At 70.0% G+C, this 22,778-nt stretch carries 24 protein-coding genes and 2 pseudogenes; 12 read left to right on the top strand and 14 right to left on the bottom strand.

What is annotated here, in order from left to right; translation table 11 throughout:
- Positions 1-8 precede the first annotated feature (8 nt).
- The 4 genes from ACIQ8J_RS29090 to ACIQ8J_RS29075 form a co-directional block, all read right to left on the bottom strand.
- Positions 9-728, bottom strand: a complete 720-nt coding sequence (locus tag ACIQ8J_RS29090; protein ID WP_403275470.1) for an MBL fold metallo-hydrolase — start codon at positions 726-728, stop codon at positions 9-11.
- Positions 729-872: 144 nt separating this feature from the next.
- Positions 873-1,958, bottom strand: a complete 1,086-nt coding sequence (locus ACIQ8J_RS29085; RefSeq protein ID WP_403275469.1) for an MAB_1171c family putative transporter — start codon at positions 1,956-1,958, stop codon at positions 873-875.
- Positions 1,951-2,382 (bottom strand): ParH-like protein, encoded by a 432-nt coding sequence (locus ACIQ8J_RS29080; RefSeq protein WP_403275468.1) that lies wholly within the window; start codon positions 2,380-2,382, stop codon positions 1,951-1,953. Before ACIQ8J_RS29080 ends, ACIQ8J_RS29085 begins: the two co-directional genes overlap by 8 nt.
- A gap of 47 nt (positions 2,383-2,429) precedes the next feature.
- The gene (locus ACIQ8J_RS29075) at positions 2,430-2,855 is read right to left on the bottom strand and encodes an XRE family transcriptional regulator (protein ID WP_403275467.1); all 426 of its coding nucleotides are present in this window, start codon (positions 2,853-2,855) and stop codon (positions 2,430-2,432) included.
- A 190-nt stretch (positions 2,856-3,045) separates the two neighbouring features.
- Between ACIQ8J_RS29075 and ACIQ8J_RS29070 the strand changes: the two genes are divergently transcribed.
- Entirely contained in the window at positions 3,046-3,759 is a 714-nt protein-coding gene (locus ACIQ8J_RS29070) for a ricin-type beta-trefoil lectin domain protein (protein WP_403275465.1), read from the top strand.
- Between the two features lie 461 nt (positions 3,760-4,220).
- Complete coding sequence (locus tag ACIQ8J_RS29065) at positions 4,221-5,372, top strand: hypothetical protein (RefSeq protein ID WP_403275464.1); 1,152 nt, start codon at positions 4,221-4,223, stop codon at positions 5,370-5,372.
- Between the two features lie 278 nt (positions 5,373-5,650).
- Here ACIQ8J_RS29065 and ACIQ8J_RS29060 read toward each other — a convergent pair whose 3' ends face one another.
- Both ACIQ8J_RS29060 and ACIQ8J_RS29055 read right to left on the bottom strand, forming a co-directional pair.
- Positions 5,651-6,400 carry a dienelactone hydrolase family protein gene (locus ACIQ8J_RS29060; protein ID WP_403275482.1) on the bottom strand — a complete coding sequence of 250 codons (750 nt, stop codon included), beginning with the start codon at positions 6,398-6,400 and terminating at the stop codon, positions 5,651-5,653.
- A 518-nt stretch (positions 6,401-6,918) separates the two neighbouring features.
- Positions 6,919-7,773, bottom strand: coding sequence for an NAD-dependent epimerase/dehydratase family protein (locus ACIQ8J_RS29055; RefSeq protein WP_403275462.1), 855 nt, complete (start codon positions 7,771-7,773; stop codon positions 6,919-6,921).
- Between the two features lie 127 nt (positions 7,774-7,900).
- On the opposite strand from ACIQ8J_RS29055, the gene ACIQ8J_RS29050 reads away from it, so the two are divergent.
- Positions 7,901-8,734 carry a helix-turn-helix transcriptional regulator gene (locus ACIQ8J_RS29050; RefSeq protein ID WP_403275461.1) on the top strand — a complete coding sequence of 278 codons (834 nt, stop codon included), beginning with the start codon at positions 7,901-7,903 and terminating at the stop codon, positions 8,732-8,734.
- A gap of 146 nt (positions 8,735-8,880) precedes the next feature.
- Here ACIQ8J_RS29050 and ACIQ8J_RS29045 read toward each other — a convergent pair.
- Positions 8,881-8,955: pseudogene (locus ACIQ8J_RS29045) on the bottom strand (hypothetical protein); the annotation flags it as partial.
- Positions 8,956-8,977: 22 nt separating this feature from the next.
- A complete protein-coding gene (locus ACIQ8J_RS29040; protein WP_403275459.1) occupies positions 8,978-9,874 on the bottom strand; it encodes an alpha/beta hydrolase in 897 nt (298 codons plus the stop codon).
- A 23-nt stretch (positions 9,875-9,897) separates the two neighbouring features.
- Here ACIQ8J_RS29040 and ACIQ8J_RS29035 point away from each other — a divergent pair, with 23 nt between their 5' ends.
- Positions 9,898-10,332: a MarR family winged helix-turn-helix transcriptional regulator gene (locus ACIQ8J_RS29035; RefSeq protein WP_403275481.1), complete on the top strand. Its 435-nt coding sequence runs from the start codon at positions 9,898-9,900 to the stop codon at positions 10,330-10,332.
- A 138-nt stretch (positions 10,333-10,470) separates the two neighbouring features.
- Here the strand turns inward: ACIQ8J_RS29035 and ACIQ8J_RS29030 are convergent, their stop codons facing one another.
- Positions 10,471-11,178: an SDR family oxidoreductase gene (locus ACIQ8J_RS29030; protein ID WP_403275457.1), complete on the bottom strand. Its 708-nt coding sequence runs from the start codon at positions 11,176-11,178 to the stop codon at positions 10,471-10,473.
- 71 nt (positions 11,179-11,249) lie between these two features.
- Here ACIQ8J_RS29030 and ACIQ8J_RS29025 point away from each other — a divergent pair, with 71 nt between their 5' ends.
- Complete coding sequence (locus ACIQ8J_RS29025) at positions 11,250-12,050, top strand: helix-turn-helix transcriptional regulator (protein ID WP_403275456.1); 801 nt, start codon at positions 11,250-11,252, stop codon at positions 12,048-12,050.
- 55 nt (positions 12,051-12,105) lie between these two features.
- On the opposite strand, the gene ACIQ8J_RS29020 is transcribed toward ACIQ8J_RS29025, so the two are convergent.
- Positions 12,106-12,930, bottom strand: a complete 825-nt coding sequence (locus ACIQ8J_RS29020; RefSeq protein WP_403275455.1) for a helix-turn-helix domain-containing protein — start codon at positions 12,928-12,930, stop codon at positions 12,106-12,108.
- Between the two features lie 100 nt (positions 12,931-13,030).
- Here ACIQ8J_RS29020 and ACIQ8J_RS29015 point away from each other — a divergent pair, with 100 nt between their 5' ends.
- A complete protein-coding gene (locus ACIQ8J_RS29015; RefSeq protein WP_403275453.1) occupies positions 13,031-14,008 on the top strand; it encodes an NmrA/HSCARG family protein in 978 nt (325 codons plus the stop codon).
- A gap of 13 nt (positions 14,009-14,021) precedes the next feature.
- Positions 14,022-14,825, top strand: coding sequence for an LLM class F420-dependent oxidoreductase (locus ACIQ8J_RS29010; RefSeq protein ID WP_403275452.1), 804 nt, complete (start codon positions 14,022-14,024; stop codon positions 14,823-14,825).
- Between the two features lie 127 nt (positions 14,826-14,952).
- Here the strand turns inward: ACIQ8J_RS29010 and ACIQ8J_RS29005 are convergent.
- Together ACIQ8J_RS29005 and ACIQ8J_RS29000 are read right to left on the bottom strand one after the other, a co-directional pair.
- Positions 14,953-15,067 (bottom strand): annotated as a pseudogene (locus ACIQ8J_RS29005) (FAD-dependent monooxygenase); the annotation flags it as partial.
- 250 nt (positions 15,068-15,317) lie between these two features.
- Positions 15,318-15,923, bottom strand: coding sequence for a TetR/AcrR family transcriptional regulator (locus ACIQ8J_RS29000; RefSeq protein ID WP_403275451.1), 606 nt, complete (start codon positions 15,921-15,923; stop codon positions 15,318-15,320).
- Between the two features lie 608 nt (positions 15,924-16,531).
- Here ACIQ8J_RS29000 and ACIQ8J_RS28995 point away from each other — a divergent pair.
- Positions 16,532-16,945 carry a hypothetical protein gene (locus ACIQ8J_RS28995; RefSeq protein ID WP_403275449.1) on the top strand — a complete coding sequence of 138 codons (414 nt, stop codon included), beginning with the start codon at positions 16,532-16,534 and terminating at the stop codon, positions 16,943-16,945.
- A 99-nt stretch (positions 16,946-17,044) separates the two neighbouring features.
- Here the strand turns inward: ACIQ8J_RS28995 and ACIQ8J_RS28990 are convergent, their stop codons facing one another.
- Positions 17,045-17,662 carry a hypothetical protein gene (locus tag ACIQ8J_RS28990; protein ID WP_403275448.1) on the bottom strand — a complete coding sequence of 206 codons (618 nt, stop codon included), beginning with the start codon at positions 17,660-17,662 and terminating at the stop codon, positions 17,045-17,047.
- A 333-nt stretch (positions 17,663-17,995) separates the two neighbouring features.
- Here ACIQ8J_RS28990 and ACIQ8J_RS28985 point away from each other — a divergent pair, with 333 nt between their 5' ends.
- Positions 17,996-19,162 carry a nitric oxide synthase oxygenase gene (locus tag ACIQ8J_RS28985; RefSeq protein ID WP_403275446.1) on the top strand — a complete coding sequence of 389 codons (1,167 nt, stop codon included), beginning with the start codon at positions 17,996-17,998 and terminating at the stop codon, positions 19,160-19,162.
- A 594-nt stretch (positions 19,163-19,756) separates the two neighbouring features.
- Here ACIQ8J_RS28985 and ACIQ8J_RS28980 read toward each other — a convergent pair.
- The gene (locus tag ACIQ8J_RS28980) at positions 19,757-19,990 is read right to left on the bottom strand and encodes a hypothetical protein (RefSeq protein WP_403275444.1); all 234 of its coding nucleotides are present in this window, start codon (positions 19,988-19,990) and stop codon (positions 19,757-19,759) included.
- Between the two features lie 15 nt (positions 19,991-20,005).
- Here ACIQ8J_RS28980 and ACIQ8J_RS28975 point away from each other — a divergent pair, with 15 nt between their 5' ends.
- Genes ACIQ8J_RS28975 through ACIQ8J_RS28965 form a run of 3 tightly spaced genes read left to right on the top strand, consistent with a single transcriptional unit; the run spans position 20,006 to position 22,772 of the window.
- Complete coding sequence (locus ACIQ8J_RS28975) at positions 20,006-20,671, top strand: hypothetical protein (protein ID WP_403275442.1); 666 nt, start codon at positions 20,006-20,008, stop codon at positions 20,669-20,671.
- Positions 20,672-20,721: 50 nt separating this feature from the next.
- A complete protein-coding gene (locus tag ACIQ8J_RS28970; protein WP_403275440.1) occupies positions 20,722-21,741 on the top strand; it encodes a UDP-glucuronic acid decarboxylase family protein in 1,020 nt (339 codons plus the stop codon).
- Positions 21,738-22,772, top strand: a complete 1,035-nt coding sequence (locus ACIQ8J_RS28965) for a TauD/TfdA family dioxygenase (RefSeq protein ID WP_403275437.1) — start codon at positions 21,738-21,740, stop codon at positions 22,770-22,772. The genes ACIQ8J_RS28970 and ACIQ8J_RS28965 overlap by 4 nt, the downstream gene beginning before the upstream one ends.
- Positions 22,773-22,778: the final 6 nt, after the last annotated feature.

Below are 22,778 nucleotides of genomic sequence, written 5' to 3'. Positions count from 1 at the left end.
TCCGCAGGTCACTTCCGTAGCGAATCGGTGAACCGTGCCTCGTACGCCGTCGCGAGGTCGCTCAGCGCCTCACCGCAGTCGCCCGTATAGGACGGGCCGTGCATCAGCCCCAGCGCGGTGGGGCCGAGGGCGGCCAGTCGGCGCATGGCCGGTGCCGTGTCAGCCGTGAGGCACGACGCTCCGAACACGTCCTCGGCCGCGAGGGCCGGACCGACGATCTCGCTCTCCGTCAGGGCCGGGGCGTTGCCGATGGCGGTGAAGAGGTCGCCGCACAGGAGGGTCCCCGTCGTCTCCTCGTACATCAGCCCGGCGTCCCAGCCGTGCGGCACATGCGGCGTCTCCAGGCGTCGTACCCGCTTTCCCCCGAGGTCCAGCACTTCTCCGTCGCGGAGCGGGCGCGGCGGCCGGTCGGCCAGGTCGTTCACCGACACCACACAGCCCATCGCGCCGTGCGCGACCTCGGCCCGAGGGGCGGCGGCCAGCCAGGAGTTCATGGAACCGCACTCGTCGGCCTCGACATGACCGAAGGTGATCCAGCGCAGCCCCTCCACCGGTGTCACCCGGGCGACGGCGTCCGACACGAGGGGGAACAGCGCCCGCAGCCCGCAGTGGAACAGCAGGGGCTCCTCGGCATTGACGAGGAACTGGTTGAAGAGGAAGTCCGCCTCACTGATGTAGGTGGACAGCCGATAGATGTCGGGCGCGATCTCCGTGACAGTCGTTTCCATACTGGGCCGGTCCTCTCTTCCTCCCCGATGGATGCCCAGTATCGGGCAGAGGCCGGAACACCTCAGCGGTGACTGAACCAACTGGCCGACCCTCGGATACCGCCCGTACCTCTAGCTGCTGCCAGCCGCCGGTCGCTGATCCCGTCAGGAGTTCTCGGCGCCGGGAGTGGTCAACCGCGCGAACGAGCGGGAAATCTCGGCCAGTTGGGATGCCTCCGCGTCCGTGCCGGTGCCGGAGGCGGTCGGCAGGGGGAGCGGACCGGGCCTGAAGCCCGTGGTGGGGGCGGGGGCACGCAGGGCCGCCGAGATGCGGGCCGCTGTGGTGGCGGCCGTGTCCGGTTCCGGGTGGGGCGGGGCGTGCAGGTGGGGGCGGAGCAGGAGCAGACCGTCGTGGATCTCGATGACCCGGCGGTAGAGGGCGAACCGGATGCCGGGACGGGGGCGTGGGTGGGGCAGCGCGATGTCCGGGAACGCGCGGTGCAGGGCGGACCACAGCGGGGTCAGCTCCCGGTAGGTGCGGTACGTCCACCACCGGTGACGCAGCCAGGGCCAGGCCGCCGCGCTGCCTCCGCTGACGACCAGGGCCGCGCAGAGCAGACCGAGGGCGATGGAGAGGGGGTCGTCGCCGTCGGACTGGCGGCCGGTGAGCAGGGCGAGCCGGACGTCGTCGAGCCCCCAGGCGGTCCAGGCCACGCCCACGGCGGTGCCGGCGACGAGCAGGCGCATGCCGGTGCGCAGGGTGCCCGGACCGGTCCGCCGGGACCGGCGCAGGAGCGCGCGGCCCAGGGCCGTCAGGTGCCAGGCCGGGTAGAGGATGAGCGTCATGTCGTAGGCGGCCAGAACGGAACGGTCACCGGCGTCGACGAGGAGCTCACCGGCCGAGTGCCGCACATGGGCGGAGGCGAACAGCGTCACCAGGGTGAGGAGGGTCAGCCCGGCGGCCACCGCCTGGCGCCGGACCGAGCGGCAGGCCAGCAGTCCCAGGCAGGACACCGCCAGAGTCCGCAGCACATCGCCGACCAGCATGGGCAGGCCCGGCAGGTCGACGGCCCGTTCGAGAGTCCGGGCCGTGGCCGGGGCGAGTACCAGCAGGGCGGCGCCCAGGCAGAAGGCGAAGCGGTGCGCATGGCGCAGGGCGGTCTCGGACCGCTTGCCGCGGAGCGCGGCCCACCGGAACACGCCGAACGAGATCAGGGCGAGTCCGCTGAGGTAGGGGAGGGCGTCAGCCACGGCCGCCGTACCGGGGCACGGGGCCGAAGAGAGGGTCCGGCGTCCGGTCCGGGGCGGACCAGACGGCGCGCTGAAGAACGAGGGAGGCGAGCAACTCCGCCTCCTGCTCCTGCGGTTGGGAGTAGACCGTGCGGCCCAGGACCCGGCCCACCAGCTCAGGTGACAGGTGCGGCACAAGGCCGGTGGAGAGCGCGCCGTCGTGTTCGCACAGCAGGTGGGACAGTTCGTGCACCAGGATGTGCTGCTGGTGGAGCGGCGAGGTGTCCGCCGCGTAGACGATGTAGTCGGCCACCTCGGCGGTCACCAGCAGGCCGCACGGCACCCCGGGCTGCCAGGCGGCCGGCATCAGGTCGATCGGCCTGCCGCGGCGCCGGGCGACCGTCTCGGCGAGCCGGAACGCGTCGAAGGGAACGGGGAGTTCCAAGGATGCGGCGACGGCACGACAGCGTCGCAGCTGGCGGCGCCGTGTCATCAGCCGGCCGGTCGGCGCCGGTCGGCCTCGCGCCGGGCGATCGCGTCGATCAGGTCGCGTACGGTGCCGAGCCCGTCGGGGGAGAGGCTGACCGCGCGCAGGGCCACATCGCGCACTCCGGCGTCCCGCATCGCGGAGAGCAGCGCCACCTCCTCGGCGATCCGGGCGCTCGCCGCGTCGTCGAAGAAGTAGGCGACCGGCACCTGGAAGAAGGCGGCCAGTGCTTCGAGGTGGCGCTTGGTCGGGTTGTCGCGGCGGCCGGTGCGCAGCTGCCACAGATAGGTGGCCGAAAACGTCTCGCCGCTCGACTCGCGGCACGACCGGGCCACTTCCTCATTGCTGTAAGGGGAGCGGTCAGGGCGGCGGACTGTCCGGAAGAGTGCCTCTATCCGTTCCGCCAGTGACTGGACCTCGGCCTCCGACACGGCCCCACCTCCGTTCGCCTCGGCATGATATCCCGCCCCGTTCCGGCCGCGGCACCTGATGGTGATCTCAGCTGAGATGAATGAACAGGCCAAAGTATCCATGTCAGTTGACAGCGGATCAGTGCTCCAGGAGGCTTCGACGCACATCGAGAGCCCGAGCGATCAGCTCGTGAAGGAAGGGAACGTCACCGTGAGACGCACCACCGCCGCGTTATTGACCGCACTGCTGGCGATCATCGGGGCCATGGTCCTGCCCGCCACCGCCCAGGCCGATGCGCCGGGGTCATGCTCCACCCACTACCAGGGCCCGGTCGCCAGTGCCAGTTGCACCGGGGTGTCCCCGGGCACCATGTGGCAGACCCAGGCCGCCTGCTTCTACCTCATCGGCAACCAGCCGATCGACTACTGGGTGGCGGGCCCCGTCGTCACCGGCGACGGCACCTCGGTCGCCTTCTGCAACCGAGGCCAGTCCTGGGCGACCAGGACGATCCGCCCCACGGTGGTGGGCGTCACCGGCAGCCAGGGCCGGCTGGTCGGCTACGGCGGCAAGTGCGTCGACATACGCAGCGGAAAGACCACGGTGGCCACCCCCGTGCAGATCTACGACTGCAACGGCACCGGCGCCCAGTGGTGGACGCTCGGCACGGACCACACGGTGCGCGCCCTGGGAATGTGCCTGAACGTCGTGTGGGGCGGTCACGACAACGGGACCAAGGTGGAGATCTACGACTGCCAGCCGTGGAGCCAGGGCGAACAGTGGCTTCCGCAGGCGGACGGCTCGCTGAAGAACGTCCTCACCGGCAAGTGCCTCGACGACCTCGGCTTCAACACCAACAACGGGACCCAGCTGGGCATTTGGGACTGCAATGGTCTGCCCAACCAGAAGTGGACACTGACCGCCTGATCCGTAGGCGGGCGCGGCCAGGCCGACGGGGGGGCAACGCGGCGAGTGCACGCCCAGACACGGCCGAGCCCCGTCATCCGGAGGGTGACGGGGCTTCGCCACGTCAGAGCGGGCCCCACAGGGCTGGGTGCGGTGCGGTGAGGCCCAGTACCTCCACGACGGTGCCACCGGCCCTGCACAAGGTCGGCCGCGAAGGGGACACCCCGGCGCTGGTGTGCGCCACGCCATCGCGGGCCGATCTCCACGAGAGCTTCGCCGCTCCGCCGCAACAGCCCAACTCGTGGCCCAAGCAGCCAGGTTGGAGGAAGATCGCGGTGTCGCCCTCGGCCGGGAGAACGGCGTCCTCTTCGAACTCTGCGTATCGCCCGTCGAGTGTGGCGAAGCCGAGGACGCGGTACCGCTTGCATCGACAGGTCCACGGAGCATACTGGTCGGGCCCCGATCACTCACAGAACGACTCCATGGCCAAAAACAGCACCCCCTCGACCACCGTCCCCGACACCGTCTGGCTGGGGCGTGGGCGCCACCTCGGGCCCGAGCCCGAGCTGGATGTCCGGCGCAACCTGATCGCTCTCAAGGCGGCCGGGGTGCTCGACGACTTCCTGGACCTCGACCCCGTCGAGGCGGCCCGCTCCACCGTCCTGCACCCGCGGGACGAGTCCGCCGACCCCGGCCCGTCGGCCCGCCGCCTCTTCGAGGCCCGCTGGCGCGTGGCCGACGACGTCACGGTGCGCGCACAGCTGACCACGTACGACCCCGAGACCCGCCGCAAGGAAGGCGAGGGCGTCACCTGGGTCCTCGCCGCCGAGGCGGAACGGGCGTGGGACATGCACTGGCCCTCGCCCGCCACCATGTTCTGGCCCGACAGCGAACGGATCGCCTGGGACCACGACACGGTGCCGGGAGTACGCCTGCGCACGACGAACCACCTGCCGAAGGACGACGACGAGCTGCGCCACCGGCTGCGCGACTGCACCCGGCAGAGCTGGTACATCCACGTCGTGGTGCACGAGGCGATGACGCCTGACGCGAAGGGGCAGCAGCCGGTCTCGGCGTTCCTGCCGCCGAGCCTGCGGTACCGGGTGGTCGAGCACCGGGGCACGCCGGAGCAGGCACAGATCGCCGACTTCGCGATGAAGCGGGAGCTGAGCGTGCGGATGCCGCGCGGCGGCGCCGTCGTCCTGCCCACGGCGCCGCAGGTCCCGGGTTACGACGCGGAGCGTTTCACGGTGCGCAGTGTCTTCCTGGACGGCTCGGAACCGACCGAACTCCTCGACAGGATCAAGGAGTTCGCCGCGCTGCCCCGGCCGCTGCCGGCCGACGCCGAGCGGGCCCTGACGCGGCTGCGCCAGGGCTGGCATCTGCTCACCCCGGACGAGGAACTGGTCCACGCCCAGGGCATGGCCACCAAGTACGCCGAGGCGCTCGACGCCATGACGAACTCCCGTGACCTGTACCGGGAGGCCGCGGAGGCGGCGCATGCCGCGCTGGCCGAGGCGACCGGTGGCGACGGTGTGCCCCGGCTGCCCGCGCCGCGGCCGGCCAAGACGGACGGCTCGCCGCTGAGCGCCCTCACGAAGGCGTTCGGCCGCTTCAGGGACCCGAACAAGTAGGGCGGCGGTACGGGCGCGCCGAGCCCCCGGAATCCCAGGTGATTCCGGGGGCTTTTTCATGCCCTTTTCCTGCCCTATGGGCCGCGGTGCTCTCGGAATGGACAGCATCCAATGCTTCCATCGCTCCGGCTCTTTCCCTCCGGGCCCGTCGGCCCGTGGCCCGAGCCGAGAATGCGGCGGGACCACGATCACCAGGCCCCGGCCGCCACTGTGCGGCCGGCGCGCGAGCCGAGGACTCCGCAGCCGGGTACTTCAGGTTCGGTCGCCGAGCCGGAGCCTCACCGGTTGGCCAGGGTTCGGTCGAGGAGGGGGAGCAGTCGGTCCCAATGGCGTTGCAGTGCGGAGGGGTTGAAGGCGTCGGTGTCGGACATGGTGAAGCCGTGGAGGGCGCCGGGGTAGACCTCGGAGGTGTGGCCGACACCCGTGGCATCCAGGGCCTGGTCGAGCTCGCGGATGGCCTCGGGCGACATGTCGTTTTCGGCGTGGCCGAGGTGCACTTGGGCGGTGAGCTTGGGGACGAGGCGGTGAGGGCTGTCGGGAGCGTCGGTCACCAAGTTGCCGGGGTGGAATCCGGCGACGGCGGCCACCTGGTCGGGGTGGGCCGCTGCGGTACGCATCGCCAGGACGCCGCCCATGCAGTAGCCGATCACGGCGACCGGTCCGGCGCTGACCTCGGGCTGGGTGGTGAGGAACCTGAGATAGGCGTCGGCGTCGCGCAGGGCACGCTCGGTGGTGTGCGCCTTGACCAAGGGCATCAGCTGGGTGACGAGCGCGGGCCGGGTCTCTTCTCCGATGTGCTCGGGAAGTTCGATCACCGGTGCCGGGCCGTGCCGGTAGAAGAGGTTGGGGACGAGCACGTAGTACCCGTGCTCGGCCAGTTCGCGGGCCTTCTCCTCCAGCTCGGGCCGCACGCCGAAGATGTCCATGTACAGCAGCACACCCGGGTGGCGCTCGCCACGGTCGGGGAAGGCGGCGAAAGCGTCGGCCTGACCGTCCGTGGTGGGAATCTGCAGTGTCTTGATGGGAATGGCGGATCTTCCTTCCTCGGGCTGATGCCGGTGCACAGCCGCTATCAGGGTTGAGGTCAACCAGAGATCAACATGGCGACGACCTACGATCACCGCCCCGGTCCGTGCGGTCAAGCCCACCACCGCCACGGAGCCCACCCCGGCAACACCTTCGAGCCCGGCCTCCTGCTGCGGCTGATCAGCCAACGACGTCGGCGGCCCCAGCGCCGCCGACGTCTCACCTCACGGGTGACGAGCGTCATACGTCAGGGTTCGAACTTCGACCCGGATTTCCGGTGGCGGCCCTTCCCCGCTAGGTCACCAAAGACCGTACCCGTGCACGCGACCCGCACAACCTCGCAGGACCACGTACCCACCACGCAAAGGAGCTGACACATCGTGAGCAGCTCGAAGGCGTCTTCCGCGCCGCGCTCGGCGACCGGGGCTGGGGCAGGAACGGCCTGCCGGACTGGCAGCAGAACCTCGACACCGTCGGGTGCGGCGGCGTCGAGGTTCAGGGGGCGCCGGCCGCGGGCCGGTTACAGCACCCCCGCGTCCCGTGCCGTCCACATCGACGGGACGAGGGGGCGGTAGCCCAGTTCGTGACGGATGCGTGCCGTCGACATCACGCTGTGCCAGGGGTCCGGGGCATCCTTGTCGTACGCCTCCTGAGGCACCGGCAGGCCGTGGAACTGGAAGAGGTCGACCGTGGTGACCGGGGCGTCGTCGGCGATGTTGTAGACGCCGTGCGCGCCGGGCGCGTACAGCAGCCGCTGCAGGCCCTGCGCGACATCCAGGTGGTGGCCCATGTGCAGCCGCTGCATGGCGGGCCAATTCGGCGCCCACTCCATCGCGTTGGCCAGATGTGGGTCCCCGTCGCCGTACACGAACGGCAACCGTCCGATGCGGAGGTCGTCGAGGCCGTCCAGCGCCCCGAGCGCACGCTCCGCCTCCCACTTGGACTCGGGGTAGGCGCCCCAGAAATGACCGCCCGGTACCGTCTCGTCGCCCTCGACCAGCGCCCTGCCCCGCCCCGTGCCGTACACGAGTCCGGTGCTGACCTGCACGAACCGGCGCACGCCGGAGGCCACCGCGGCCCGGCCGAGCTCGACGGCCGCGTCCCGGTTGACCGCCCGCGCCTCCTCGTCCGGTACCCCGCGGAACGCGGCGGCGACGTTCACCACCGCGTCCACGCCGGCCGTCGCCTTGCCGAGCACCTCGATGTCGCGCAGATCTCCGACCAGCACCTGGGCGCCGAGCCCGGCGAACAGCTCGCCGCGCGACGCGTCCCGCACCAGGACCCGCACCTCGTCGCCGGGCGCCGCGCCCTGCAGCAGCCGCGGCACGAACCGCCGCCCGACCTGGCCCGTCGCTCCCGTCACCAATGTCAGCATGGCCGCCTCCTCGTCGTCGTAGCCATGTCTGAAGCGTGCTGGAGAGGCGGTCGCAGCGGGAGAGGCGCGGTTATCCAGGGACGGGCGCTCCCTGGATACGAGTCCGGGTCCGGGGGATCCTGAATCCGTGGACCGAATCGAACTCGCCGACTTCCTGCGCCGCGCCCGCACCCGTCTGGCCCCCTCCGACGTGGGCCTGAGCGCGGGTGCGCGGCGCCGTACCCCGGGCCTGCGCCGCGAGGAGGTGGCGCAGCTCGCCGGGATGTCCACGGACTACTACACGCGGCTCGAACAGCGCCGCGGCTCCCATCCGTCGCGGCAGATGCTCACCGCTCTCGCCCGCGCCCTGCGGCTCACGGACGTCGAGCGCGACCACCTGTTCCACCTGGCGGGCCAGGAGCCGCCCCGGCCCGGCGACTCCTCGGGCCACGTCCGCCCGGGGCTGCTGCTGATCCTGGACCGGCTGCACGACCTCCCGGCGTCGGTGCTGAGCGACTGGGGCGAGGTGCTCGCGCAGAACACGATGTCGATGGCTCTGACCGGTGACCACGCGGGGACGAATGTCATCCGCCGCTGGTTCACGGTGCCGGGCGCACGGGCCCTGTTCCCGCCCGAGAACCACGAGCAGCATGCCCGCGCCCACGTGGCGGGGCTGCGGGCGGTCACCGCGGCCCGCCCCGACGACCCGGGCCCGGCCGCCCTCGTGGCCGAACTCCGCGCCGTGTCAAGGGAGTTCGAGGAGTTCTGGGAGTCGCACGACGTCGTGGTGCGCCGCCCGTCGCCGAAGCGCTTCCTGCACCCCGTGGTCGGCGTCCTCGACCTCGACTGCGAGGTGCTGCTCAGCGACGGCCACGGGCAGCAGCTCGTCGTGCACTCGGCGCGGCCGGGCACGGAGACGTACGAGCGGCTCGAACTCCTGCGGGTCGTCGGCCTCCAGGACCTGACCAACGATCGAGGCTGAGCGCGCGCCTGGCCCAGGGAGCCAGGTGGCTCATGTGTGCCCGAACACTGCTCAGGGCTGCCTGGCGTGCGATGACCGACGTCTTCGGAGAGCGGTGCCTGCTCGCTCGGCTTGACGACCACGGTGTTGCCGACGGCGAGGGCGGGCGCGATCTTTCCGCCTGTGTGGATGGGTGGCCAGTTGAAGGGGATGACCCCGGCGACGACGCCGAGCGGCTCCATGACCACCGACGCGGTCAGGTGGTCAGTTCCGCTCCGGACTCGCACCCTCGGGCCCGGCCGTCGCGAGGTGGCCGCGCAGGAAGGCACCGGCTCGCTCCAAGGCGGCCCCGCCTTCGTCCAGGTGGGCGGCGAAGGCTTGGAACACGTGGGTCACGCCGGGTACCACGTCCAGCGTGACGGCGACGTCGTCGTGCGCGGCCCGGGTGGCCAGGCGGGTGGCATCGTCGAGCAGGACTTCGTGTGAGCCGGCCTGGATCAGCAGGGGCGGCAGCCCGGTCAGGTCGGCATGGATCGGGCTGGCGGGAGCGTCGGTGGGGTCGGCGCCGTCGAGGTAGCCGGCTGCTCGTCGGCGGATCGCGGTCGCCGTGATGATCGGGTCGACATCGGCCTTGCTGGTGATGCTGTCCCCGCTGCCCGCCAGGTCGACCCAGGGTGACAGCAGAACGGCTGCCGCCGGTTGGGGCAGGCCGGCACGCTGGGCGCCGACCAGGGTCGTCACCGCCAGGTTGGCCCCGGCGGATTCCCCGGCGAGCGCCACCCGGGCATGGTCCACGCCGCTGTCGCACAGCGCCCGATAGGTGGTCATCGCGTCCTGCACCGCGGCGGGGTAGGGGTGTTCGGGCGCGAGTCGGTAGTCGACGGTGACCACCCGCATCCGGGCCCGACGGGCGAGGTCGGAGGCGAGACCGACCGAGGCGGCCGCCGAACCGATGGCGAAGAACCCGCCGTGGAAGTAGAGGATGACGCCGTCGGTGGCCGTGGTTCCGGGGATGTCGATCGTGACGACCGGCACCCCGCCCAACTGCCCCGGTGTGGTGACGACATCGTCCGGCACCGGGATCGCGGTGATCATCTGCTCGAACAGCGGCCGTTGCTCCAGCGGATCGCCCGAGGGGTCCATCGGGGACGCCGACAACATCTTTTTGACCGCTTCACGCCGACCTGGCTACGCAGGCCGCGAAGGAACCCGGGCTGCGCGCCGTCGGCGTCCCCGCATCGCACTACGCGCTCCTGATGCACGTGCACATCTATCCCGGCCTCACCGGAGCCGAACTCGGCCGCCGCCTCGGCGTCACCACCCAGGCCGTGGCCCTGCTCGCCACCAAGCTCGAAGCCGCCGGTCTGCTGGAGCGCCGCACCCATCCACGGCACCGCAACGTCCAGGAACTCCACCTCACCGACGCCGGACTCGCGGCGCTGCACAGCGCGGACGCTGTCATCACCGACACCGAGCGACGGATCACCGACGCGCTCGGCCCCGAGCGCAGCGAGCAACTGCGCTCGCTGCTCGATGAGTTGACGGAAGTTCTGGCGTCGGACCGCACACCGTCCGCGGGCAGTCGGCGCAGCGGAGCCGGAAGATCGCGAGCGGATTGACCGGAACCCGGCTACTGGATCGCCCACGCTCCGTCCATTCCCAGATGTTGAGGTGGTCGGCGACGCCGGAGTGCCGGCCGTTGTCGGCGTCGACGCACGTGCCGCCGGCGGCGCTGACCGGACGGTGGGAGGCGAACGTCACCAGGGCACGGTGGTGCCGTCCCAGGACAGGAACGTTCCGGTGGGGCCGTCGTCCGGCAGCAGGGCGAGTCGTACGGCGCCGGCCGCGCCCTCTGCCGGGTCCTCGCCGCTGGCGGCGGCGCGGGCGTTGAGGTCGGTGGCCCGCAGGCCGGGGGCGAGCGCGTTGACCTTGAAGCCGTCGGCGGCGAGCTCTTGGGCGTAGAAGACCGTCAGCGCGTTGAGCGCGGTCTTCGACGAGCGGTAGGCGGCCCCCGCGCCCGCGAAGCGCTGCTCGGAGCCGGTGCTCCAGGCCAACGAACCGGTTCCGCTGGAGACGTTGACGATGCGCGGGTGGGCGGAGCGGCGCAGTGCGGGCAGGAAGGCGTTGGTGACGGCGACGACCGCGAACAGGTTCGTCTCGTAAGTACGGCGGAAGCTGTCCAGGTCGGCGGTGGAGGCGGGCCTGCCGTCGACCATGATGCCCGCGTTGTTGACCAGCACGTCCAACTCCCCGATGTGCCGGGTGGCTTCACGGATGCTGTCGGGATCGGTCACGTCGAGCGGCAGCAGCCGGGCGCCCTCGCCGAGTTCCTCGACCGCCCGCCGCCCCCGCTCGGCGTCCCGTGCGCCGACGTAGACCGTGAGCCCCTCGGCCAGGAGCTGCCGTGCGATCTCTTTGCCGATGCCCTTGTTGGCGCCGGTGACCAGCGCAGTGGAATCCTTCATGGTGTCCACGGTGCGGCCCGTGGACCGGCCGATCCAGGCACAACCCGTGCCTGGAAGAGGGGAGTTGACCCATGCCTCGACAGGAGCTCGCCCGTTTCCTGCGTGCCCGGCGGGAGGACCTGCGCCCTGCTGATGCAGGCCTGCCCGCAGGTCCGCGCCGCAGAACGCCCGGCCTGCGCCGCGAGGAGGTGGCCTCGCTCGCCCACATGTCGGTCGAGTACTACGCCCGCCTCGAACAGGCCCGCGGTCCGCGTCCCTCGCCGCGCGTCCTGGACGGTGTCGCCGGCGCGCTCAGGCTCACCCCGGCCGAACGCACCCACCTGTTCCGGCTGGCCGGTGCCCATCCGGAGTCGCCCGCAGGTCCGATCCGCCAAGTCCGCCCGTACATCGTCGAGTTGATCCACCGGATGCCGGAGGCGGGGGCCGTCGTCACCGATGCCGTCTATGACGTCATCGCCTGGAACCCGCTTGCCGAGGCCATCCTGGGCGACCTGACGGGACAGCCGAATCTGGCCCGCCGCCACTTCCTGGGGCTCGGTCGTCAAGAGACCGTCGGGGCCGAGGAGTTCGGCGAGATCGCGGTGGCCCGGCTGCGGGCCGCCGCGCTCCGGTACCCCCAGGACGAGCGGCTCGCCGTGATGCTTGCCGAACTACGGGAGAAGAGCGGTGAGTTCACCGCGATCTGGGACGACGACCCCGTACGCGTTCCCGGTCACCGGACCAAGACGCTCCAGCACCCGGAGGCGGGGAGCCTGCGCCTGAACTGCGATGTGCTGGCCCTGCCCGAAGACGACCAGCAGGTCGTCTTCCTCACCGCGGACCCGGGATCGCCCGCCGCCCGCGCGCTGCGGCACTTGCGCCTCGCCCGGTGAAAGCCCCCTGGGATGGCGCCGGGCTTCTTGAGCCGAGGTCTGCTCCCGGCTCGGATCAGGGGCTGATCGTGTCGAGGAGGCGGAGGCGGTCCGCCGAGTCGGATCCGGGTGTGGCGCCCTGGAAGATGATCCGCTGGCCGGGGTCGCCGGACACCCTGACGCTCTCCTGCTGGAGCTCCAGCGGCCCGACCAGGGGGTGGTGGTAGCGGCGCGTCGAGTGCCCGCACTCGGCGACGGGCTGGCTGGCCCAGATGCGGGCGAACTCGGGGCTCTTGATGCTGAGTTCGCCGATGAGGTCGGCGAGCGCGGGGTCGTCGGGCATGTCGCCGGTGGCCATACGCAGGTACGCGGCGGCGTGGACCGCCTCCATGTGCCAGTCCGGGAACAGGTCGAGCATGGCCGGGTCGAGGAACATCGTCCGCGCCAGGTTGGGGCGTTGGCCGGGGTTGAGGCCGTAGAGCGCGTAGCCGAGCCGGTTCGCGCCGAGCAGGTCGAAGTAGCGGCCCACGATGATCGCCGCCTGATCGGCGGTGGCCTCAACCAGCGCGAGGACGGACGGGCGCAGATGCTCGGGGCCGTAGGGGCGGCGCGTCTGCCGCGCCTGGGCGGGGCGGGCGAGACGGAGCAGATGAGCCCGCTCGTCCACGGTCAACTGCAGTGCGGTGCCCAGGGCTTGGAGCACGGAGTCCGACATCTGGTGGCTCTCGCCCTGTTCCAGGCGCGTGTAGTAGTTCACGCTGATCCCGGCCAGGTGGGCCACCTCGTCGCGGCGCAGGCCCGGCACTCGGCGCAAGGTCGCGTAGGTCGGCACACCGCTGTCCGCGGGGGTCAGCGCGGCGCGGCGGGCCCGTAGGTACTCGCCCAACTCTTCAGCAGCCATGGGCCCATTGTCGTGCCGGACCCGAAGCGCTGCCATCCCCTGCCGTGGGTACCCAGCGCCGGGGCACGCGCGTCGGATCCGGCGGTGCCAGTGTGGAGGCATGAGCGAACACAAGATCATTGCAGTGGTGGGCGCGACCGGTGCGCAGGGCGGCGGCCTGGTGCGCGCGATCCTCGACGCCCCTGACAGCGGGTTCAGGGTACGGGCCCTCACGCGGGACACGGAGTCCCCGCGGGCGCGGGCGCTGGCCGAACGCGGCGCGGAGGTCGTGCAGGCCGATCTCGACGACGAGGCCGCCGTGCACCGCGCGTTCGCGGACGCGTACGGCGCGTTCGTCGTGACCAACTTCTGGGCGCCGCTCACACCGGAGCAGGAAGCGGCCCGCGACCGCGCCCAGATGGAGATCGACCAGGCCCACGTCGCCGCCCGCGCCGCGAAGGCGAACGGCCTGCGGCACGTGGTGTGGTCCACCCTGGAGGACACCCGGCCGTACTTCGCCCACCTCGGCCGTACGGTCCCCACACCGCTCGGCACGTACGCGGTGCCGCACTTCGACGCCAAGGCGGAGGCCAACGCCGCCTTCACCGCCCTCGGCGTGCCCACGACCTTTCTGCAGACCACCTTCTACTACGAGGCGTTCACCCAGGGGCAGGGCCCGCACCGCGACGCCGACGGCAAGCTCGTCCTGACCCTTCCCCTGGCGGGCAATCCGATGGCGATGATCGCCGCTGACGACATCGGCCGCACCGCGCTGGGCGTGCTCGGCCGGGGTGTTCGGTTCGTCGGCCGCACCGTCAGCATCGCGGGCGAGCACGCCACGGGCGACGAACTGGCGGCCGCGTTCACCGAGCTCCTCGGCGAGCAGGTGACGTATCGGCCGCAGACCTACGAGCAGGCGCGCGCCGCCGGATACCCGAGCGCGGTGGAGGTGGCGAACATGTTCGAGTTCTACTCCGAGGCGTCCGCCTACTTCACGGGCGCACGCGACCTGGACCTGGTACGCCGCCTCAATCCGCGCCTGGAGTCCCTGGACGCCTGGCTGGCGCGTCACCGTGCCGAGATCGTGGAGGCGATCTGAGATGAAGTTCGGCGTGCACAGTCTGATGACGGACGAGGGGATCCGCCCCGACCGCTTGGGCAGGGCGCTGGAAGAACGTGGGTTCAACGCGATGTTCGTCCCCGAGCACACGCACACCCCGGTGCACTCGAAGATCGAATATCCCATGGGCGGCCCGATGCCGCGGCCGTACCTGCGCACCTACGACCCGTTCGTCGCGCTGTCGACGGCCGCGGCGGTCACCGAGAAGCTGCTCCTTGGCACCGGAATCGCGATCCTGCCGCAGCGGGACGTACTCCAGACGGCGAAGGAGGCGGCCAGCCTCGACCGGCTGTCGGGCGGCCGGTTCCTGCTCGGGGTCGGCGCCGGCTGGCACACCGACGAGATGCGCGACCACGGCGTCGATCCCCGCACGCGCGGCGCCCGCCTCGGCGAACAGCTGGCCGCGCTCAAGGAGCTCTGGACCAAGGACGAGGCCGAGTTCCACGGCGAGCACATCGACTTCGACCCGGTCTACTCCTGGCCCAAGCCCGTGCGGACACCCCCGATCCACCACGGCGGCGACGGGCCGCGCGTACTGGCCAGGGTTCGGACGCACGGCGACGTGTGGATGCCCACGGCCGTCGCGGACCCGGCCGACGTCCCGGCGCAGGTGGCCGCCGCCGACGGTCTGCCGGTATCGGTCTACAACGTCCCGGGCGACGACGAGCGCCTCATCGACGCCTACGTGGAAGCCGGCGTCGAACGGCTCACCCTCTTCCTGGAGGAGCTGCCCGAAGACCAGGCGCTCACCAGGCTCGACAGCCTGACGAATCTGATCGAGCGCTACCCCGACTGACGTCTCTCTCGCCCCAGCAAACCCCATCGCCACCTTCCAACACCCCTCGATTTCCACGGAGTTGACCGCCGTGGCGAACAAGGCGGCAGGGTGCTGTCGCCGAACGCCTTGGGCGAATGCCCTATTGGGCCTGCTCGTACTCGGTGAGCGCGGCCTCGATGTCGTCGGGGGTGCGCCGCGAGGGCCTTGCCGAGTTCGGCGCCGTCGAGTATGGCCAGGTTGGCGCCTTCGCCGTTCGGGGCCGGGACGATGCGATGCTGGTGGCCAGTGCCGTTGATGGCCGGCGCCAACCAGCTCCAATGTCCCGGCAGCGACCGACAACTCACCGCCAGATCACGGTCCATCGCCGACAACCGGCTGACATCGGCCCAGGCCCCGGCCCCGGTTGGACCAATGGCACAGTCAGTGCTGCTGCGGCGTACGCGGCATCAGATCAATAGCTGATGGAAAAGCAGGTCCTGCGCGCGGTGACGGAGGTGCAGATGGCTGCGGTCACGACTGCCGCTGTGGGCCGTTGCGCAGGCCGTCTATCAGGACGCCCACCATGCGCGTGCTGTGCTCGGTGTCTTCACAAGGCACGGGCAGGCATAGATGGGCGATGGCGAACAGCAGGTCACGGGCGCTGATGTCGTCGCGGATCGCGCCGCTGGCCGCTGCGGTGTCGAGGAGCGCGGCGAGGGTGGGGGTGAGCTTCTGCATGAAGTAGCCGGGCAGGGCTCCGTAGGCCGGATCGCCCGAGTGCAGTGCTGAGGCAAGTCCCCGCTTGATCCTCAGGAGTTCGGTGTACTGCTGGAGCCACTTCACCAATGCCGCGCCTGGCTCGTGTGCGGCGCTGAGCCGTGGTCCGGCAGCGGCGCAGGCGTCGATGTTGCTCTGTATCACTGCCTTGACGAGGTCGGAGCGCTGAGGGAAGTGGCGGTAGAGCGTCCCCACTCCCAGCCCGGCCAGGTCGGTGATCTCCTTTGCGGGTGCGTCGACCCCCGAGGTGTCGAAGACCGTCTTGGCTGCCTCCAGCAAGGCGGAGATGTTGCGTTGCGCGTCGGCGCGTCGGCGCGGCGCGGCCGGGGAGTCGTCGGGTGGTGACGCGGGCTCAGGCACAGGACTCCTCCTCTTGCGCAACCGGAAAGGCTTTCCGTATGGTGGAGCTAAGCGGAAAAGCTTTCCGCTTAGCTCCAGGGTATGCCATCCCCCTAGGAGACACACATGCAATACCGCACCCTCGGCCGCATCGGCATCAAGGTCAACCCCTACGCGCCCTGGGCACGCTGATGTTCGCCCCGTCCATCGGCAATCCGGGCCACGAGGACTCGATCCGCAGCGGAAAGGTCCGTGCCGTCGGAACATCCACGGCGTCGCGTCCGACATCGTCGAAGCACAGTGGGCAGCCGAGCGGCGCGGCTTGGAGCTCTTCCGCACCGCCAGCCGGTCCCGGGAAGTCGAGACGTCCCGATACCAGGGTCGTCACATCCGGCTGTCGCTGAACTCCGACGATGCCACCGACCAGTTCCACCGTCACCCGCGATGGGAGCTTTGGGGTGCCAGGTGAGCAACGGGCCTGGCGTCGGGGCCAATTGAACGCACCGACCAACGACTCCCTCGAAATCCGGCACAACCAAGCGGGCGAGCCGTAACCGACACAACCAAGCCGGCGATCCGTCATCGCGAACGCGTATCGCCATCATCCGCCAGAGTGAGGACTCACAGCCATGAAGTTAGCTTTCCGCGCCGGACTGGCCGCCGCAGTAGCGGCCGCGGCCCTCGTAGTAGCCGTCCCCTCGGCCGGAGCCGCGAACGCCCAGGCCGAGCAACCGGCGAGGGTGCCTTGTTTTGACCGGCTCGCCACCCGTGTACCGGCAAACCCGAGTCAGATCAGCGCCGGCGCGTACAACCAGGCCCGGAGCATCCTGGCGCACGCCGGCAGCCAGACCGCGGCCAAGTCCCATCCCGTCCACGGCACTGGTTCCGTACCGGTCCGGTACGGAACGAGCCTCCTGGCCTGCTCGCGGGACGAGTTCCGGCACGACGACATCACTGCTCCGATCAAGCAGTCGGGCATGACGCCCTACCACTGGCTGGCCATCCACGACGCGGCGCGGACGATGGGCATCACCCGCTGGTGAGCCCAACCGGCGGCGCACCGGTCGTACCGCGGCCGGTGCGCCGCCGACCTGCTGAGGGCACCGCGCACCAGGCGGTGCCCTCCGGCGGATCCGGTCGGATCAGGCGGTGAGCAGGAACCAGCCGCCGAGGCCGCCGCACATGCTCGCGTTGTAGGTTCCGGCGCGGTAGCCGGCCGGTACGGGCTGGTAGGGGCACATGTACAGGCCGGCGCGGGCCAGTTGCATGAACCACGAGCCGATGTTGCCGCAGCCGGAGTTCATGTGGCCGGTGAGCACGTAACCGGCGGGGATCGGTGAGCCCGCGCAGGTCCACTGGCCGTTGCGGGCCAGCTGGAGGTACCAGGCGTCGATGCCGCTGCAGCCAGTGGCGTTGTGGAGGGTGATCACGTAGCCGGGTGGGATCGGCGAGGTGGCGCAGGTCCAGATCCCGTCCTGCACGGGCCGCATGAACCAGGCGCCGGCACCGTTGCACCCGTTCGGCGCGCGGAGGGTGAGCACGTAACCCGGGGGTATGGGCGTGCCGGGGCAGACCCACCCGGCGGACGCGTTGGTGGTGGCGGCGACCGGGGCTGCCTGGGGCGCCGCACTGGCCGCGCCGGCGGCCGTGCCGGTGAGGACGGCCATCAGCAGCGCGACCACCCCCACCACTGCGGCGAGGCGGCTCCGGATCGCCGCTGCTAATGAACGACCCAGCAGATGACGGTACTTGATGCTCACTTCACACCGGTCCAATCGACGGGTTCACGGAGCGCCGCACGATGGCCGTGCGGCGCCGGGCTGTGGAGCTGAAGTGACCCTAGTGGGAAGCGATGCGGCTGTCCTTGCCGTCTGCGCGGACGAGGCGAGGGACCACATCTTCGCGCCCTTCCAGCGCTACGGCGACGCCCCGCGCGGCGGCCGGAGCCGACGATGAGGGTGCGCATGAGTTCCGTCAAAGGGAGCGGCATTTGACCCGTGCCGTGGCCCGCGTGGCTTAGCGTCCTCTCCGGCACGGATGTTTCGTACAAGTGAACTGGGTTGCTGTTCCTCGCCGTTGACAAGGGGCTTCCCGTGACGACCTCACGCATGTGCATGCAACCGTCTGCGTCGACCTCCCCGTCCGTCGGGTCGGTGGCCGCCGAGGCTGAGGACCTGGTGCGCCAACTCGCGGCCGAGGGACACCTCGCCGCCGATGCTGCGGAGCAGCGGGTCAGGGAGATAGGGGCCGAGCTGGCCGCGACGGGTGCCTACCGGCAGAACGTTCAGGAGCTCGTGGTGGGCACCCGGATCGCCTGGCGGAACAACCCGCAGTGCATCGGCAAGTTCTACTGGCGGGGACTGGAAACCCGGGACTGCCGCGAGGCCGGGGCCGGCCCCGGTGACGAGGGCTCCTTGTTCGAGGCCCTCGTGGAGCATCTCCGGCTGGCCTGGAACGGCGGCAAGGTGCGGATGCTCCTGAGCGTCTTCGCCCCGAGCACGCCCGGCCGGCCGGGACCTTGGGTGTGGAACGGGCAGCTCATCCGCTACGCCGGGTACCGTCAGCACGACGGTTCGGTCATGGGAGATCCCGAGACGGCGGATCTCACCGAGGCCGTCCAGCAACTCGGCTGGCGCGGCCGGGGTACCGAGTACGACGTCCTGCCCCTGGTCATCCAGTGGCCGGGACACGAACCCCGATGGTTTGACCTGCCGCCGGACGCGGTCCCCGAGGTGCGCATCGGCCACCCCGACTATCCGTGGTTCGAACGGCTCGGTCTTCGTTGGCACGCCTTTCCCACCATCTCCAATCAGGTCCTTGAACTGGGCGGCCTGCGCTACCCGTTGGCCCCGTTCAGCGCCTGGTACACCTGCACCGAGATCGGCGCCCGCAATCTGTCCGACACCAACCGCTACGACAAGCTCCCCGAGATCGCCCGGGGTATGGGCCTGGACACCAGCCGCGACCGCACCCTGTGGCGTGACCGTGCGCTGCTGGAACTCACTGCGGCCGTGCTGCACTCCTACGACCGGGCCGGGGTGTCCGTCATCGACCACCACTTCGCCACCAAGCAGTTCGTGCGGCACGAGGAGCGCGAGCACAAGAGCGGCCGCAGCTGCCCGGCCGACTGGTCCGCCATCGTGCCGGCCACCAGCGGATCGACCACTCCGATTTGGCAGCGCCGGTACGAGCCGACCAGGGCGCACCCCAACTTCTCACCCCACCCGGCACCTTGGCCGTCCGACAGCGCCGGGGGATGAGCGGACTCGTACCTCCCAGCGGGTCGTGTCCCTCGACCTGACCGGAACTCCGGGCCTGGGAGGCGTAGCCGTGGCAAGCGAGTGTCGGGGGCCACGGAGCAGGGCCTCGGCCAGGGAGGGTGTCTGTCGGCGACAGAGCGCCGCGGTGTTCTCCCCGGGCGCCGAGGAGGCGGAGGGGAAACCGGGCACGTCGACACCGGACAAGTGGGCAAGCACGGGAAGTCTCTGGTGCACAGACACGGGTTCTCTCGGTCGAAGACCCATCCATCAGAGGCTTGAGCCGTTCGGCAGGGCAACTGCCCAGTAGGTACGCCCGGTTGTAGAGGGCTCGTCGGCCAACCGCCGCATGACGCAGCGGGCCGCGTCGTCCGGCAGGACGAAACACCGTGCCCCCGGGCGGCGCACCCGCCGTCTGTTCGGGCACCCGATGCTGCCCCCGAGGCTCTCGCGGCGATTCGACGGCCGCAAATAGCATCGCACCATTCGAACACGAATTGGCTTGGAGCTGGTTCTCGCCCGCTCCGAATCGGCCCGCCCTGGATTTGGGCGGCCGCGTAGCTGTGACTGTCCTTGAAGAGATCGAGGAGCTTCATGTCAGAGGGCTTTCAGACGCCAGTCCTTTTCGCCGCCTATCACCGCACGGACCTGACTCCAGTCCTGATGGACCGGATCCGGGAGGTTCGGCCGACCAAACTGTTCATCGCCGTGGACGGACCGAAGTCCGATGTTCCGGGCGATGATCTCGCGGTCGCCGAAGTGCGTCGAATCATCGAGGAAAAGATCGACTGGCCTTGCGAAGTCCAGCGCAGGTACGCGGATCAGAACCAAGGCTGCAAGATAAACGTGGCAGGTGCGATCGACTGGTTCTTCGAGCACGTCGAAGCCGGCATCATCATCGAGGACGACACTCTCGCAGACGTGTCCTTCTTCTCCTTCGCCGAGGAGCTGTTGAACCGCTACGCGGACGACAGTGAGGTGATGCACATCGGCGGCACCCACTACCTTGAGCCTCATCTCCGGCCCGAGTCCTACTACTTCTCGAAGTACAACACCATTTGGGGTTGGGCCACTTGGCGGCGTGCTTGGCAGCACTACGACATGTGGCTCTCCGACTGGCCCGAGGTCGTGAAGAGCGGAGTGCTCGCAGAGCACTTCCCCGATCCCACGGAACGTGAACTGTGGGAAGGGCGTTGGGGCCGCATCCATGAGGGCAAGGGGCAGGACGACTGGGACTATCAGTGGTTCCTCTGCTGCCTCCTGCGCGGCAAGGCGATCATCCCGACGGCGAACCTGGTCACCAACCTCGGCTTCCGGTCGGACGCGACGCACACCTCGGACCCGGGCCATGAGTTCGCGGCGCTGCCCTGCCATGAGCTGACGTGGCCGCTGACCCATCCCGCGACCAAGGACAGGGACCGGGAGCTCGACGAACGGATCTTTGAGCAGTTGGTGGCCAGGGCGCCGTTCGTCCAGGAGATGCGCCGCCGCCACCAGGCCGCCGGTCGTTGATGTCCAGCCATCCGCCGCAGGCCCGCCACGCCGCTCGCACCGGGGGAACCATGTCGTCCGAGAGAACCTTCCAGCGCGCGGTCGTCACCGGGGGAGCGGGGTTCCTCGGATCGCACCTGAGTGATGCCCTTCTCGCCTCGGGGTGCGAGGTGGTCTGTGTGGACAACCTCTGTACCGGGTCCCGGGAGAACATCGGCCACCTGCTCGGCCACCCGCGGTTCACCTTCGTCCAGTCGGACGTCAGTGCCGCACTCCACGTGGACGGTCCCGTCGACCTCGTACTGCACCTGGCCTCACCGGCCTCACCCGTCGCTTACACCCGGTTGGCGATCGAGACACTCCGGGTCGGCAGTCAGGGGACGTCCAACGCCTTGGAGCTGGCGGGCGAGAAGGGCGCCCGCTTCATCCTCGCCTCCACGTCCGAGGTCTATGGAGATCCGCTCCAACATCCACAGGTCGAGAGCTACTGGGGCAACGTCAACCCCGTGGGTGAGCGTTCGATGTACGACGAGGCCAAGCGGTTCTCCGAGGCGCTCACCATCGCCCACGCCACGCGCCGCGGCGTGGATGCCGGAATCGTGCGGATCTTCAACACCTATGGTCCGCGCCTGCAGTCGGGAGACGGGCGCGTCATTCCGAACTTCATCCGGCAGGCGCTCGCGGACGACCCCATGACGGTCCACGGGGACGGTAGCCAGACCCGGTCGCTGTGCTACGTCGACGACACCGTGGACGGAATCCTCCGCCTCGCGGCAAGCCCGCACCTCGGCCCCGTCAACATCGGCAACCCCGAGGAACTCACCGTTGCGGAACTGGCCCACCGGATACGCGGGCTGATCGGGTCCGCCTCGCCGCTGCGCCACCTGGGCATGCCGGCGGACGACCCGAAGGTGCGATGCCCTGACATTTCCCTGGCCGACGCGCTGCTCGGCTGGAAACCGTCCGTCATGTTGGACGACGGACTCCTCCGGACGATCGCCTGGTTCTCGAACCATCAGGAAGTGCCGGACTTCGAACCGGCGGTCACGAGCTTTCCCCGGGGGCCGAAACAGAGAAGCGGCCAATCATGACCGAGAGCCGGAGAGAACGCCGGGCACGCCAGCTCCAAGAGTTCAGCACGTTCGACGAAGACGCTCTGGCCTCTGACCCGGGGCTGCCTCGTGACCCGGTTTCCATATCGTGCGAAGGCCCGGGTCCTGCCGTGGTCGAGCCCGCGGTCGACGATGTCGACCTGGCCGGTTGGTGTGCGACGGAAACCGAATCCATCAGATCCTTTCTCCATACACACGGGGGAATCCTGTTCCGGGGGTTCCGTCCGCCCGGAAGGGAACTCTTCCAACGGTTCTTCGCCGCCGTGTGCCCGGACTCCATGGATTACCAGGACCGCTCCTCGCCCCGGTCCGTCGTCGGTGACCGGCTCTATACATCGACCGATCATCCGGCGGACCAGACCATCGTGATGCACAGCGAACTGTCGTACTCCGCAAGTTGGCCCACCTTGCTGGCCTTCTACTCCGACAAGGCTGCTGACACCGGCGGTGAAACGCCGATCGCCGACACCCGGGTCGTGTTGCGGAACCTGTCCGCCCCGACGCGCGAGCGCTTCATGCGACTGGGCGTCCGCTATCGGCGCGAGTTGCGCACCGGTGTCGGCCTTTCCTGGCAGGAAGTGCTCGGAACACAGTCGAGGGACGAGGCCGAACGGACCTGCCGCGAACTCGGAATGCGTTACGAGTGGATCGAGGACGGCCTTCGTGTGGAATGGACCCGGCCCGCCGTGCGGCAGCATCACATCACCGGAGAACAGGTGTGGTTCAACCACGCCGCCTTCTTCCACGCGGAGTCGATGGAACCGGGCCTCGCCGACGCTCTCCAGGCGGCTGAGATGTCGCCGTTCACCACCGCCTTCGGCGATGGCTCGCCCATCACGGGAGAGGTGGCGACGGAGATCCGGAGCGCCTACGAGCGGGCGCTCGTGGTCCGGCCGTGGGTCACCGGCGACATCCTCCTGCTCGACAACATGCTGATGGCGCATGGCCGCCTTCCCTACCAGGGGGCTCGCAGGCTGCTCGTGATGATGGGCGGACCGGCCTCGTCGTAGCCCCGC

Origin of the sequence: Streptomyces sp. NPDC094147 (assembly GCF_044764265.1) — a bacterium.
GTDB lineage: Bacteria > Actinomycetota > Actinomycetes > Streptomycetales > Streptomycetaceae > Streptomyces.
This window is presented reverse-complemented; position numbering and strand designations above follow the sequence as displayed.

Bases quoted from the DNA above. Each gene is read 5' to 3' on its own strand.
- ACIQ8J_RS28965 (WP_403275437.1), top strand. From the start codon at position 21,738: ATGACCGAGAGCCGGAGAGAACGCCGGGCACGCCAGCTCCAAGAGTTC.
- ACIQ8J_RS28970 (WP_403275440.1), top strand. From the start codon at position 20,722: ATGTCGTCCGAGAGAACCTTCCAGCGCGCGGTCGTCACCGGGGGAGCG.
- ACIQ8J_RS29065 (WP_403275464.1), top strand. From the start codon at position 4,221: ATGGCCAAAAACAGCACCCCCTCGACCACCGTCCCCGACACCGTCTGG.
- ACIQ8J_RS29020 (WP_403275455.1), bottom strand. From the start codon at position 12,930: ATGGCTGCTGAAGAGTTGGGCGAGTACCTACGGGCCCGCCGCGCCGCG.
- ACIQ8J_RS28995 (WP_403275449.1), top strand. From the start codon at position 16,532: ATGAAGTTAGCTTTCCGCGCCGGACTGGCCGCCGCAGTAGCGGCCGCG.
- ACIQ8J_RS29015 (WP_403275453.1), top strand. From the start codon at position 13,031: ATGAGCGAACACAAGATCATTGCAGTGGTGGGCGCGACCGGTGCGCAG.
- ACIQ8J_RS29040 (WP_403275459.1), bottom strand. From the start codon at position 9,874: ATGTTGTCGGCGTCCCCGATGGACCCCTCGGGCGATCCGCTGGAGCAA.
- ACIQ8J_RS29025 (WP_403275456.1), top strand. From the start codon at position 11,250: ATGCCTCGACAGGAGCTCGCCCGTTTCCTGCGTGCCCGGCGGGAGGAC.
- ACIQ8J_RS29030 (WP_403275457.1), bottom strand. From the start codon at position 11,178: ATGAAGGATTCCACTGCGCTGGTCACCGGCGCCAACAAGGGCATCGGC.
- ACIQ8J_RS29055 (WP_403275462.1), bottom strand. From the start codon at position 7,773: ATGCTGACATTGGTGACGGGAGCGACGGGCCAGGTCGGGCGGCGGTTC.
- ACIQ8J_RS29090 (WP_403275470.1), bottom strand. From the start codon at position 728: ATGGAAACGACTGTCACGGAGATCGCGCCCGACATCTATCGGCTGTCC.